The 12,722-nt window shown below is 66.5% G+C and carries 13 protein-coding genes and 1 pseudogene; 8 read left to right on the top strand and 6 right to left on the bottom strand.

What is annotated here, in order from left to right; all coding sequences use genetic code 11:
- The 4 genes and pseudogenes from FS507_RS03575 to FS507_RS03560 form a co-directional block, all read right to left on the bottom strand.
- Positions 1–951 (bottom strand): annotated as a pseudogene (locus FS507_RS03575) (hypothetical protein); the annotation flags it as partial.
- 95 nt (positions 952–1,046) lie between these two features.
- The gene (locus FS507_RS03570) at positions 1,047–1,502 is read right to left on the bottom strand and encodes an NUDIX hydrolase (RefSeq protein WP_145941425.1); all 456 of its coding nucleotides are present in this window, start codon (positions 1,500–1,502) and stop codon (positions 1,047–1,049) included.
- Positions 1,503–1,513: 11 nt separating this feature from the next.
- Complete coding sequence (locus FS507_RS03565; RefSeq protein WP_260853143.1) at positions 1,514–3,241, bottom strand: ABC1 kinase family protein; 1,728 nt, start codon at positions 3,239–3,241, stop codon at positions 1,514–1,516.
- Positions 3,225–3,857, bottom strand: a complete 633-nt coding sequence (locus tag FS507_RS03560) for a PadR family transcriptional regulator (protein WP_145941424.1) — start codon at positions 3,855–3,857, stop codon at positions 3,225–3,227. The genes FS507_RS03565 and FS507_RS03560 overlap by 17 nt, the downstream gene beginning before the upstream one ends.
- Before the next feature lie 115 nt (positions 3,858–3,972).
- Between FS507_RS03560 and gluQRS the strand changes: the two genes are divergently transcribed.
- Together gluQRS and FS507_RS03550 are read left to right on the top strand one after the other, a co-directional pair.
- Positions 3,973–4,884 carry a tRNA glutamyl-Q(34) synthetase GluQRS gene (gluQRS, locus tag FS507_RS03555; protein WP_145941423.1) on the top strand — a complete coding sequence of 304 codons (912 nt, stop codon included), beginning with the start codon at positions 3,973–3,975 and terminating at the stop codon, positions 4,882–4,884.
- A gap of 227 nt (positions 4,885–5,111) precedes the next feature.
- The gene (locus FS507_RS03550) at positions 5,112–5,492 is read left to right on the top strand and encodes a hypothetical protein (RefSeq protein WP_145941422.1); all 381 of its coding nucleotides are present in this window, start codon (positions 5,112–5,114) and stop codon (positions 5,490–5,492) included.
- Positions 5,493–5,511: 19 nt separating this feature from the next.
- Here the strand turns inward: FS507_RS03550 and FS507_RS03545 are convergent, their stop codons facing one another.
- Both FS507_RS03545 and FS507_RS03540 read right to left on the bottom strand, forming a co-directional pair.
- The gene (locus FS507_RS03545; RefSeq protein WP_145941421.1) at positions 5,512–6,321 is read right to left on the bottom strand and encodes a crotonase/enoyl-CoA hydratase family protein; all 810 of its coding nucleotides are present in this window, start codon (positions 6,319–6,321) and stop codon (positions 5,512–5,514) included.
- A gap of 47 nt (positions 6,322–6,368) precedes the next feature.
- The gene (locus FS507_RS03540) at positions 6,369–7,367 is read right to left on the bottom strand and encodes an ABC transporter substrate-binding protein (protein ID WP_260853142.1); all 999 of its coding nucleotides are present in this window, start codon (positions 7,365–7,367) and stop codon (positions 6,369–6,371) included.
- A gap of 32 nt (positions 7,368–7,399) precedes the next feature.
- Here FS507_RS03540 and FS507_RS03535 point away from each other — a divergent pair, with 32 nt between their 5' ends.
- From FS507_RS03535 to FS507_RS03510, 6 genes are all read left to right on the top strand, one after another.
- Entirely contained in the window at positions 7,400–7,795 is a 396-nt protein-coding gene (locus tag FS507_RS03535; RefSeq protein ID WP_145941420.1) for a siderophore-interacting protein, read from the top strand.
- A complete protein-coding gene (locus FS507_RS03530; protein WP_260853141.1) occupies positions 7,792–8,649 on the top strand; it encodes a helix-turn-helix transcriptional regulator in 858 nt (285 codons plus the stop codon). Before FS507_RS03535 ends, FS507_RS03530 begins: the two co-directional genes overlap by 4 nt.
- A gap of 103 nt (positions 8,650–8,752) precedes the next feature.
- Positions 8,753–9,802 carry an iron-siderophore ABC transporter substrate-binding protein gene (locus tag FS507_RS03525; protein ID WP_145941419.1) on the top strand — a complete coding sequence of 350 codons (1,050 nt, stop codon included), beginning with the start codon at positions 8,753–8,755 and terminating at the stop codon, positions 9,800–9,802.
- Between the two features lie 14 nt (positions 9,803–9,816).
- Positions 9,817–10,854 (top strand): FecCD family ABC transporter permease, encoded by a 1,038-nt coding sequence (locus FS507_RS03520; protein ID WP_145941418.1) that lies wholly within the window; start codon positions 9,817–9,819, stop codon positions 10,852–10,854.
- Complete coding sequence (locus FS507_RS03515) at positions 10,851–11,897, top strand: FecCD family ABC transporter permease (protein ID WP_260853140.1); 1,047 nt, start codon at positions 10,851–10,853, stop codon at positions 11,895–11,897. Before FS507_RS03520 ends, FS507_RS03515 begins: the two co-directional genes overlap by 4 nt.
- Positions 11,894–12,694, top strand: coding sequence for an ABC transporter ATP-binding protein (locus tag FS507_RS03510; protein WP_145941417.1), 801 nt, complete (start codon positions 11,894–11,896; stop codon positions 12,692–12,694). Before FS507_RS03515 ends, FS507_RS03510 begins: the two co-directional genes overlap by 4 nt.
- Positions 12,695–12,722: the final 28 nt, after the last annotated feature.

Here is a 12,722-nt window from a genome sequence, read left to right as displayed (position 1 = left end):
CTGCACGGTGGTGAACCGGTAGGCCTCAGTGTCCGGGATGCTGGCGGGGTCCGGGAGTTCACGGACCCGGGTTGCCAGGGCAGCCAGTTCACCACCGGTGGTGGCGGTCACCCACCCACTGCCCAGCACGTAGCACGGCTGGTCCGGGTGGGTCTGGTAGGCGTTGACGGTGACGGTCAACTGGTCGCGGTGCCCGCCGAGCAGGCGCAGGGCGACCTGTCCGCGGCAGTGCGACATCAACGGCACCGGCGGGGTCTGCGGGGCAACCTGGGTGTGCCTGTGGTGCTCAGCCTCTGCGTCGCGGGACTGGTCTGTCATCGTTTCCCGGCGGGTCTCCAGGGCCGCGGTGTTGATCGCTGACCAGAGTGCCTCGGCGGTGAGCTGACTGCCGCAGTCCAGGGTCAGTCGGGTGCCCCGGCGGGTCAGTGATACCGCTCCGGCCTCTGCGGTCTCGGTGGTCTCCACGATCAGTGGGGCCACTCGGCACAGCACTTCGTCGGTGACATCGGCCAGGGCGGTGTGGCAGGTGATGCCGGTGTTCTGGATCCAGTCGGTCACGCCCAGGGCGACAGCGGCATCGACGGCAGCGGCGGCGGGGGTGTCGAGGGTGTCGGGTATCTGTGTCGCGGTGGTTGTCAGGGCGCGGGTGTGTCGGTGGATCCGGGTCCAGATCGCATCCAGGTGATCGACCGAATAGCGCCCGTCGGTGCGCAACGAGTGGAACAGGTCGGGCATGCGTGTTGCCAGGTCGGCGGCGTGGGTGTAGCGGTGGGCTTCGCGTGGTGTTCTGCGTCGTACGGCCAGGGCGGTGGCCTGGCGGGTGTTGGCCGGGATGGTGGTCAGAAAGGCCACGAGGTCGAGTTCGGCGGTGTTGACGGCGATGGCGAAGCGGGTGGCCAGGGTGGTGTAGGTCTCGCCGGTGGTGAGTTCGGTGGTGTGGGTGCTGGTCATGGTGTCCCCTCCTTGGATACGAACACTGTATCGCACAGGGTGGACATCGAAGCTGGAAATAGGAACCGAATCGAACAAATGTTCGATCATGAAGTCTAGACGAGCTCCGCTGCCTGAGACAGAAGCTCCGGGAGGTTCTCGGGGAAGTACCGCACCTCCGTTTCACGGAGTTCCGTCACGCTCCACCACCGGGCCGTGACCATCGCGGCCCTCTCCAGCTCCGTCCACCCACCGGTACTCCACCGAGACGCCGGTGCACGGGCTGCGAAGAAGTGCTCGACCTGATGTCGGGCCACACCATGGTCGACGAAATCGAACTCCCTACGGTGGAACGGGCCGATGATCTCAAGCCCTTCCAGACCCGTCTCCTCACGGAGCTCCCGGACGGCAGCACCATGCAGCGCCTCGCCGTCCTCGCAACCCCCGCCGACCGTGAACCAGAACCGCACGGTGTCGGTGGCGTCGGAAAGATCCCGGCCCTCGAAGAGCAGGACACGGGACGACGGGTCGAGGAGCACCACCCGTGCCGCGGTGCGGACATGGTCAGCCATGACCGGGAAGACTACCCGGTCCCGCGACCGCCCACCAGCGCGTACAGGAACGGCAGCACCGAGATCACCATCATGGACGTACCGATGCCGAAGGCGATGCCACCGTCGGCACTGCCGCGGAGCACCGCACCGCCGATGACGAGTCCGACGAAGATGATCGCGGCGACGACGCGCACCGCCGCCCGTTCCAGACGTTTGAGCTGCCGCTCGACCTGCGGGGTGTTGACCGAGAGGTCGCCACTCTCGATCATGGTGATCGCATTGTCCAGGCGTCGGGGCAGGCGTCCGAGCACGCGGGCGGTGGTCACCGTCGTGGTGAGCGCACGGTGTGCCAGGTCCTTTGCCGAGGAACCTGCCCGTTCCCTGATCAGCCGCGCGGCGAAGGGCTCCACCGAATCCCAGATGTTGAACCTGGGGTCCAGCGTGGAACACAGTCCGGAGAGCATCGACACGGCCCGCATGATCAGCAGGAAGTTCTCCGGAAGCTGGAACGGCATCGAGCGGATGACGTCACGGAACCGTCTGGCGAAATCCTCGAACTCGCGGGGGTCGACATGTTGCAGGTCCATGACCCCCATCCCGCCGAAGCGGGCGAAGAGCTCCGTCATCGCCACCTGCAGTTCCGCGGTATCCGCGGTCGGGAGCAACACCCCCAGGTGTTTCATGGCGTCGACCATGCCCGGCCCGTCCTGCATCCCCACCGCGACCACCAGGTCCTGGAGCTGCGACTTGAGCTCGTCATCGACGGTGCCGGTCATCCCGAAATCGATGAAAGTCAGGCGGAACCCGTCGGTGCCACCGGTGTCGTCCGGTGTGACGAAGATATTTCCCGGGTGAGGGTCGGCATGGAAATGGCCGGTGTCGAAGAGCTGCGTGAACATCGACTCGGCGAGCCGTTCAGCGACCGCCGACGGGTCGATACCGACGGAGCGCAGGCCGTCGACATCACTGATCTTGATCGCCGTGACATCCTGCAGGGTCAGGACGCGTCGGGTGCTGCGCTCCCACACCACCGTCGGGGCGTCCACGAGCGGGGAGTCTGCCTGGAAACTTGTGCGGAAAGCATCTGCTTGCGCCCCTTCATGCAGGTAGTCGATCTCCTCGTAGCTGGTGCGGGCGAACTCCTCGACCAGAGCCGGTACGTCGGCCCGGGTGGCGATGAACCGGATCCGCGACAGCCATCCGGCGATGCGACGGAGGGCGGCCAGGTCAACCTCCACGATATCGGCGATACCCGGACGTTGGATCTTCACCACGACGTCGGTGAAGCCGACGTCCGCGGCGTCCTGCGCCCGCAACCGGGCCTTGTACGCCTGGCCCAGGGATGCCGCCGCCAACGGCTGCGGTGAGAACGCGTCGAACGCCCGCGTGAGCGGCATACCCAGGTCAGACTCGGCCAGCGCGATCATGGCGGCCGCATCCTCCGCCGGGACCTTGTCCTGCAGCTCGGCGAGTTCGTCGGTGACCGAGGACGGCAGAATGTCGATCCGGGTCGACATGAACTGGCCGACCTTGATCATCAGGCCACCGAGCCCGGTGGCCAGGACGCGGAAGCGGGCGGCCGCACGGACGAACCGGCGCTCCTGGCCGCGCTGGCTGAGCCTCCGCAGACCGAGACGTGGCAACATGATCTCGAAGCACCACATCTGCACCATCAACCGCAGGCCGAACGTGGTGATGCGCCGGTAACGGCGGCGAAGAGCTCTCCGGTCGGTCCGCCGGTCAGACTTCCGGGACACCGTCGGCACTGTCGGCACTGTCGGCACCGTTGCCCTCGGCGAGGATGCCGTAGATCTGACGGCGGGTCTCGTCGAGCAGGGCCGTGGCACGACGTCGCTGGTCCTCGGTGCCGCTGAGAGCGATCTGATGCACCGCCTGGCCGAGCTTCACCCCGGATTTCGGCAGTTCTCCACGGCCGTCGAAGAGACGGGTGAACGCGTCCCACGGTGCCGGGGCCGAGTCGTCCTCCGTGACCTCGTCGGCCTCGGCACGTCCTGCGTCGGTCAACGTGTACGTCCGACGGCCGTCGGACTCCTCCACGGTCGCCAAGCCTTCGTCGACGAGGAGCTGCAGCTCCGGGTAGACCTCCGCAGCCCCCGGCGGTTCATGGCCGTCCTGTGCGTCGTGACGGTCGGCGATCTCGCGGACGACCTGACCGCCGTGGCGGGGCCCGTCCGCGAGGACGCCGAGCACGGTCGCGTGCACACTCCGGCGGGGTCGGGACGTGCGGCGGCCCTGCTCCTGCGTCGTGGCCTGCGCAGGGAACGGCAGGTATCCGCGCACGTTCTCGAGCAGGTTCCACAGCGCCGCCGGATCCGGGGAGCCGTCGTATCGGTTCTGGTGAGAATATCCCATGTCAGCGCCTCCATGCGCATGGTGACGGATAGGTGGACCACACCAACGCTACCTGCGCTCGCTGTCCGGCACCTGGGAGCTGCCGGTGTGCAGACCCGGCGTTATCCTGAATGCCATGACGGACTCCCGCACCAACGGCCGCTACGCGCCGAGCCCCAGTGGTGACCTGCACCTCGGTAACCTGCGCACCGCCGTGCTCGCCGAAGCCTGGGCGCGTGCCACGGGACGCGGGTTCGTCCTGCGTATCGATGACATCGACGCGTCACGGTCCTCGGAGATCTCCGCCGACCGCCAGCTCGAGGACCTTGAGGCCGTCGGTGTCCACTGGGATGGGGCGGTGGCACGGCAGTCGGAGACCGTCGACCGGTACGACGTGGCACTGGAACGACTCCAGGAGGACGGTCTGGTCTACGAGTGCTACTGCTCCCGCAAGGACATCCGCGAGGCCGCACGCGCGCCGCACGTCGTCCCGGGGCACTATCCCGGAACCTGCCGTGACCTGGATGACGCCGACCGGGAACGGCGTCGGGACGCCCTCGCCGCCGAGGGGCGCGTCCCGTCCCTGCGGCTGCGTGCCCAGGTCAGCGAGTGGACGGTACGGGAGGCTTTCGCCGTCGAGGGCGGGTACTACACCGGCGATGTCGACGACATGGTGCTCAGGCGCGGCGGCCAGGGGGGTGCCGACGTAGGCTTCGCCTACAATCTCGCTGTCGTCGTCGATGACACGCTGGCCGGCGTCGACCAGGTCGTCCGGGGCGACGACCTGTTGAGTTCCGCGCCGCGGCAGGCCTACCTGGCGCACCTGCTGGACCTTCCCGAGGTGGAGTACGTGCACGTCCCCCTGGTGCTCGGACCGACCGGCGACCGGCTGGCGAAGCGGGACGGGGCGGTCACGCTGCGGGAGATGCCGGGGGACACGCTGGAGGAGAAGGGACGCGCTGCACGCGCATGGATTGACCGGTCGATCGGGGAGGACGTACTGCGCGATCCGGCGCTGTTGTCCCGTGAGCCGGTGGCGTGGGGATGACGAAAGGAAATATGGTCTCTCATATTCCACGAGTTCTGGCAGATGAATCACTGGTAGACGGTTTCAGTGATCTGGAACATCATGCGGTCCTCCGGGTGTTCCCTCTGCTGGAATCTGAAGACGGTACTTCAGATCTTCTGGAGTTCGGTAGGCCGTCGAAACAGCGGCCGGCGAGCGGGGAATGCGACAGGCATAGTGTCGGGACTATCCTCCGCATTCTGACTGAGGTGGTGCCGGGTCTGCGTACCTCGACTGACGTTACATTCGCTTTGTGGCCGGGGTACGCGGGTGAAGTCGGTGGCGTAGGGTCCGTATCCGTATTCGGCCATGACGCTCCCCTTCCTTTCGGGCGCTACGGAGGCCTGGCGATCAAACAGGCACCACTGAACTGGCTGACCGCTTTTAGCGTCGAGAACCCGGGTCGTCCCCACATGCCTGTCTACGTCTGGCCGAAGGACGGTTCTTTTCTGATCAGTTGCCCCATCTACTCCAACTCTCTCTTCATCAGTGGAGGGGAGCTACTTGCTGAAAAGCTGGGGGAATCTGCGTTGGACGTGATTCAGGTGGACAGGGGAGATCCGCTGAACTGCCGCGACGACCTGGACTGACCCCCGAGAACATGCAGCGTCAGCGTACCCCGCGCCGCTGGAACACGGGCGCGGCCTTCTTCGCCGCCGCTTTCTGCGCCACGCGGGTGTTCTCCGCGGCGAGTAGACGGAACTGACGCAGACGCTCCCGTAGGAAGGTGGTGTAGGGGCCGCGTGACCAGGTCTCGTCCACGAGCTTTTTGGTGTAGGCCACGGAGTCGGGGGAGCGCGTCGCGATAACGGCGGCGAGTTTTTCTGCCTCCTCGACCGGATTCTCCGAAACCTCGCTGGCCAGGCCGTACTCGACTGCAGTGCGACCGTCGAAGACCTCTCCGGTCATCGTCAGTTTCTTCAGGACGTCCGCCCGCAGCTGCTGCGGCAGGGTCTGCATGCCCGACATGTCCGGGACCAGACCCCACTTCGACTCGAGGATGCTCCACTGGGCGTCGGAGGTGGTGAACCGCCAGTCCGCGGCGAGTGCCAGCTGCAGGCCGCCACCGAAGCAGTGTCCGTGTACGGCAGCGATCACCGGCACGGGCAGGCGACGGAAACCCCAGCACGCTTCCTGGAACTGGTTCGTCCCGCGCCACGGACGGGACAGGAACGACGACACCATCGACGATGGTTTCTTCATCGCCGAGGCGAAGTCCAGGCCGGCGCTGAAGGAGCGGCCCTCCCCGGAGACGATCACCGCACGGATGGTGCGGTCCTTGCGGATGCTCCGGGTGATCGACACCAGTTCGTCGAGGATCTCGAGCGTGAGGGAGTTCAGCTTGTCCGGACGGTTGAGCCGGACATGGGCGATCCGTGTGGGACCGTCGGTGATGGTGAGGGTGGGAAGACCGGTCATGGAGCCAACGCTAGAGCACGGGACACGTCGGCGCGGGTGAATGGCCGTCAGGAGCGGGCGTCGTCCACCGCCGTGAAGTTCTCGTTGAGCTCGTCCACGGTCCACGGCACCGAGGCAACTGTGGGTTGACTCAGTGCCATGGCGGACGTCTGGTCAGGCAGGTAGGCAGCCCCGCTCCTGACCGCGGTGAGCTGGTCCCACCCCTTGAGGTCCGACGGATTGACCCCGATAGCCCACATCGCCAGGAAGTCGGTGTTCAACATGTCGATGTTCTCCTCGGCGATGAAGGCACGTGAGCCGTCCTGGCTGGCGGACCTGATCTCCTCGGGAACGCTCATACCCAGGTCACTCAGGAATGTGTTCGCCGGATCATTGTCGTCGGTGACCACGGCGAGCCCCTGCTCACTGATCTGTCCGAAAGCAGCGCTGGCGCCGTCGAGTCCGGGGTGGGCGTCCTTCGTCTCGGCGATCTTGTCGCCCACGGCCTGAATCAGGTCAGCGGCGTCGCCGGACCGGTCCAGGATCTCGCCGGCCAGCTCGGTGACCTCACGCCAGTCGTCCGACTGGGTGTTGTCCCCGACGACCGCGACGGTGGGCGCGATGGCGTTGAGCTTGTCGTAGGCGGCCTGGTCGGGAACGTAACTCACGAAAATGACGTCCGGGTCCTCCGCGGCGATGTCCTCGCTGTTGTCGCTCCGCCCGGTCGCATCTGCGGAGTAGGTCTCGACCCGTCCTGAATCGTTGGTCGCCCAGGGTTTGTCGTCGTCGTAGCCGTCGATCCGGTACTCGATGTCCACGGGACTGCCCAGGGCGCTGAAGGCGTCGGTCCATGCCGGCGAAAAGCTCACGACCTTCTCCGGGTTCCTCGGTACCTCGGTCGTGCCCATCGAGTGGGTGACGGTCACGGGGCCTGACGTGGTTGTCTCTGACGCTTCTGATCCGGAATCATCGTTGTCGGAGCAGGCGGTCAGGACGGTGGCTGCGAGGAAGATCGCGGCGGCGGCGGTGCCGCGTCGGCGGCGACTTTGTGTGGGGAAAGTTGTCATGGAAGCGAAGCCTATACTAAGTTGTGTGGTCTATGGAATCCCTCGAATCGGCCATCCGTGCGTCCGGGAAAGCCCGGACCCTGTTCAGTCCGGCTGTCACTGTGGCGGACAGGACCGAACTCTCGCTCGGATACACCCGAATCGCCCTCACCGGTGGTTCTCTTGCGGAGTACCGGGATTGTTGCCCGGCGGACGGACTTCCTGCGTGGGAGGTGACCCAACCGGTGTTGAGGGCACTTACTGTGCGCTCCTTTGAGGAAGACAGCCGGACCATCACCACGGACATTGCACGACACGACCACGGGGTACTGGCGCAATGGTTGCAGGAGGTTGTCCCGGGGGACGTCGTGAAATTCCGCCATGCGGTCTCCAGGGGCGGAGATGTACACGAACCGGCGTTGGCTGAACGTGTCAGTCTGGGGGAGTGACGGTGGATGCCCAGGGTGCAGAGGTCCGTCATCTGCCCATGTACGGTGCAGGTGAGCTGACATTTCCGGTCCGCGCCTTCGGGCGGGACGAAGTGCTTGACCGGGAGACGGCCTGGGCCGAACACTCGCATCCCACACATGAACTGGTCTGGCACGACATCGGCTCGGGAATGGTGCGTACCGGGCAGCGACTGTGGACGATCGCGGGGAGAGTCGCACTCTGGATCCCCGCCGGTGTTCCGCACTCGGGGCGCGCGCACGCCGGGGCCCGGCAACGGGCGGTCCACTTCACCGTCGATACCCCCGCTCTCGCCGACAGTCCGGTGACGGTGAAGCTGACGCCACTGCTCGCATTGCTGATTGACCGGCTGATGACCGATGAGCTGTCCGGGGGGTCTTACCGGCTCACTGAACGGATGATCCTGGACGTCATCTCCCCGTCCGTCCATCAGCTTGTCCTTGAGGTGCCGACGTCGCCACTGGTGGGGCCGATCGTCGACAGAATGAGATCCGATCCGCGTGATCAGACGACCCTCAGTGTGTGGGCTTCACGGCTGGGTGTGAGCACGAAGACGGTGACGCGTACCTTCGAGTCCGAAACGGGACTGGGGTTCAGCCGGTGGACTGCGATGGCCCGGGCCACTCACGCCGTTGCGATGCTGGGTGCGGGACTGGATATCGCCGAGGTGGCGGAGGGTGTGGGGTACCGGTCCACGAGCGCTTTCATCACGGCATTTCGCAGGACGACCGGGATGACCCCGGGGCAGTTCCGCGGTCACGCCGAGGGGCTGGCACTGACTGTTACGGGGGCTGCCCCGGTGCCGATGTCCGAATCGCGCAGTGGCATGTCCTGAATACGCGATTGCGGCCAGGGTACCCTCAAAGCTACTTTGAGCAGGCATGCCTTATTCGGGTGTGGCATCTCTGACGTTTCCCTTCCGCCGAAAGGTTCGACCCATGACCCGCACACCACTTCGCGGCACACCGCTTCGTACGCTGCTGATCTCCCTGCTTGCCGTCTTCGGACTCGTCCTGACCGCCTGCTCCTCCGACGACGGTGGAAGCGACGGCTCCGGTGGCGGCTCGGGTGACACGATCACCATCGAGCACGCATTCGGTACCACCGAGATCGACGGCACGCCGGAGCGCGTCGCCACGGTCCAGTTCGAGAACCAGGAAGTTCCCCTGGCACTCGGTGTGGTCCCGGTGGGCATGGCCAAGGCGAACTTCGGTGGCTCCGACGTCCTGCCCTGGGTGCAGGAGCAGCTCGACGAGCTCGGTGTCAGCGGCGACGACGAACCTGTGCTGTTCGACGAGTCCGACGGCATCGACTTCGAGGCGGTCTCCGACACCGCGCCGGACGTGATCCTCGCCGGGTACTCGGGTTTGAAGCAGGAGGACTACGACAAGCTCTCCGAGATCGCGCCTACGATCCCCTTCCCCAAGGACCAGGTCGCCTGGGGCACTCCGTGGCGCGAGAACATCGAGATCGAGTCGAAGGCCATCGGCAAGGAGGACGAGGGCAAGGACCTCATCGCCGACCTCGAGTCGCAGATCTCCGAGGTTGCCGACGCCCACTCGGAGATCAAGGGCAAGAAGACCATGTTCCTGACCCACGTGGAGATCGGCGACCTGAGCGAGGTCAGCTTCTACACCAGCCACGACACCCGACCGATGTTCTTCGAGGACCTGGGGATGGAGGCACCGGACTCCATCAAGAAGTTCTCCGAGGAGAACGACTCCTTCAGCGGCACCATCAGCACCGAACAGGCCGACGTCTTCGACGACGTCGACATCATCGTGACCTACGGTGACCAGGAGCTCCTCGACGCCATGAAGGACAACCCGGTGCTCGGACAGATCCCCGCCATCAAGAACGACGCCGTCGTCCTGCTGGAGAACGACGAACTCGGCACCGCAGCGATGCCCACCCCGTTGGGCATCCCCTACATCCTCGACGACTACGTCAAGGTGCTCTCCGACGCCGCCACCAAGAGCGAGAGCTGACACCGGCCCCCACAATGACGACGAGCACGACGACAAGCACCGCGGAGAGCCTGCGACGCTCAACGGCGATGCGCACCTTCTGGCTGCTCCTCGCCACCGTGGCCCTGGTGGTGGTCATGGCGGTCTCCACTGCGGTGGGATCGCGTAGCGTCGGTCTCGAGGACATCCTCGCCGCCTACACCGGCGCGGCGGACGGATTCGACCAGGCCGCCGTCGCCACCCGCATCCCACGCACCGTCCTGGCGGTCATCGCCGGAGCGGCACTCGGTGTCACCGGTGCAGTGATGCAGGGAGTCACCCGCAACCCGTTGGCCGACCCGGGGATCCTGGGCGTCAACACCGGTGCCGCGCTCGCCGTCGTCCTGGGGATGGCCTACCTCAGTCTCAGCACCCCGGGGGAGTTCATCTGGGTGGCCATGGCCGGGGCAGCGGTCACCGCTGTCGTCGTCTACGTCATCGGCTCACTCGGTCACGGTGGCGCCACGCCACTGAAACTCGCCCTCGCGGGGTCCGCCACGGCTGCGGCGTTGACCTCATTCATCAGTGCGATCATGCTGACCCGGACCGACCTCGTCGATGCGGCGCGGGACTGGCAGATCGGCGGTGTCGGTGGCGGGACCTGGGCGTCGATCCGGCTCGTCGCACCGTTCCTGGTGGTGGGGTTCCTGATCTGCCTGCTCTCGGCCCGTGGCCTGAACTCCCTCGCCCTCGGTGATGAACTCGCCGCAGGTCTGGGGGAACGGGTCGCGCGGACCCGTGCCGCGGCTGCTCTCGGCGCGGTCATCCTCTGCGGGGCGGTGACCGCGGTGACCGGCCCTATCGGCTTCGTCGGTCTCGTCGTCCCGCACGCCTGCCGGCTGCTCGTAGGGGTCGACCACCGCTGGCTGATCCCGTTCTCGGCGGTGACCGGTGCCCTCCTGCTCGTTGCCGCAGACGTGCTGGGGCGCATCGTCGCCCGTCCCTCCGAGCTGGAGGTCGGTATCCTCACCGCCCTGATCGGGGCACCGGTATTCATCGCCATCGTCCGACGTCAGAAGGTGCGTGCGCTGTGACCACTCCCTCCACTGTCGCGGCCGTCGCCGCCGAACGCCGGGGACGCCTCCGTCGCTGGTGGATCCTCGTCGGGGTCCTTTCCGTTCTTGTTGTCGCGATGTACCTGGTGTCCCTGTCCTACGGCCACACCGTCTACCCGTTGCAGGACGTGTGGCGTGTCGCCACCGGGGAGACGGTCCCCGGCGCCAGCTTCACCGTCGGACGGCTCCGCCTGCCCCGCGCATCCCTGGCGGTGGTCTGCGGCCTGGCCTTCGGGCTCGGCGGTGTGGTCTTCCAGACGATGTTGCGCAACCCTCTGGCCAGCCCCGACATCATCGGAATCAGCTCCGGTGCCTCGACGGCGGCCGTGTTCGCCATCCTGACCCTCTCGCTCAGCCAGGCAGGTGTGTCGGCCTTTGCGATTGCCGCCGGTCTCGGCGTGGCGGTCCTGGTGTTCGCCCTCGCCTGGAAAGGCGGGGTCGCCGGGACGCGCCTGATCCTGGTGGGTATCGGCGTGTCCGCGATCCTCACCAGTCTGACGAACTGGCAGTTGTCCACGGCGCAGAGCTGGGACACCCAGACCGCCATGCGTTGGCTCACGGGCAGCCTCAACAACGCCACCTGGGAGGACGTCCTTCTCGTTCTCGTCGCCCTCGTGGTCCTGGTGCCGGTGCTGCTGGCACAGTGGCGCAACCTCGCGATCACCCAGCTCGGCGACGAGACCGCCGGCGCACTCGGCGTCCGTGTCTCCGTGACCCGGCTGGTCCTGGTTGTCGCCGGCGTCGGGCTCATTGCCTTCGCCACCGCGGCGGCCGGACCGATCGCTTTCGTGGCCTTCCTCTCCGGACCGATCGCGGCACGCCTCGTCGGGCCGGGAACCAACCTGCTCATCCCGTCGGCCCTTGTCGGGGGCCTGCTGGTTCTCGTCGCCGACTTCGCCGGGCAGTGGGCGTTCGACGCACGCTACCCCGTCGGCGTCATCACCGGTGTCCTCGGCGCGCCCTACCTGATCTACCTCATCATCCGGACCAACCGGCGCAATGCCACTGGAGGTGCACTGTGACGACACACCACACGCTGACCGTCGACGACCTGACCCTGGGGTACGGCGACCGTACCGTGATCCGTGACATCGACCTCTCCGTCCTGCCGGGGAAGGTCACCGGCATCATCGGGGCGAACGCCTGCGGGAAGTCGACGTTGTTGAAGTCGATGTCACGCCTGCTGAAACCGGCTTCCGGGCACGTCCTGCTGGACGGAAAGGACGTGCACTCCCGTCCCGCCAAGGAACTCGCCCGGACGCTCGGCCTGCTGCCCCAGTCGCCGATCGCCCCGGAAGGCATCACCGTGGCGGACCTGGTGGGACGGGGACGGCACCCGCACCAGGGCATCATGTCGCGCTGGTCGGCCGCGGACGACGAGGCCGTCGCCTTCGCACTGGACACCACCGGGACCGCAGCCCTGGCGGACCGGGCCGTCGACGAACTGTCGGGTGGCCAACGACAGCGCGTGTGGATCGCCATGGCGCTCGCACAACAGACCGACCTGATGCTGCTGGACGAGCCGACGACCTTCCTGGACGTCGCTCACCAGGTCGAGGTACTCGATCTCCTCACCGACGTGAACGGCTCGGCCGGGATCACGATCGTCATGGTGCTGCACGACCTGAACCTCGCGGCGCGTTACTGCGACCAGGTCGTGATGATCGCCGACGGAGGAGTGGAGGCGGTGGGTGCGCCGTCCGAGATCTTCACCGAGGAACGGGTGGAGAAGGTCTTCGGGCTGCGCTCCCGAATCATCGAGGACCCCGTGTCAGGGACACCGCTCGTGCTACCCATCGGTCGTCACCGGGTGCTGTGAGCTGTGACGGACCGCCGTGAGCCGTCAC

Origin of the sequence: Corynebacterium glyciniphilum AJ 3170, from assembly GCF_007673095.1 — a bacterium.
Taxonomy (GTDB): Bacteria; Actinomycetota; Actinomycetes; order Mycobacteriales; family Mycobacteriaceae; genus Corynebacterium.
The sequence above is the reverse complement of the archived record's forward strand: the minus strand, read 5'-3'. Positions and strand labels throughout refer to the sequence as shown.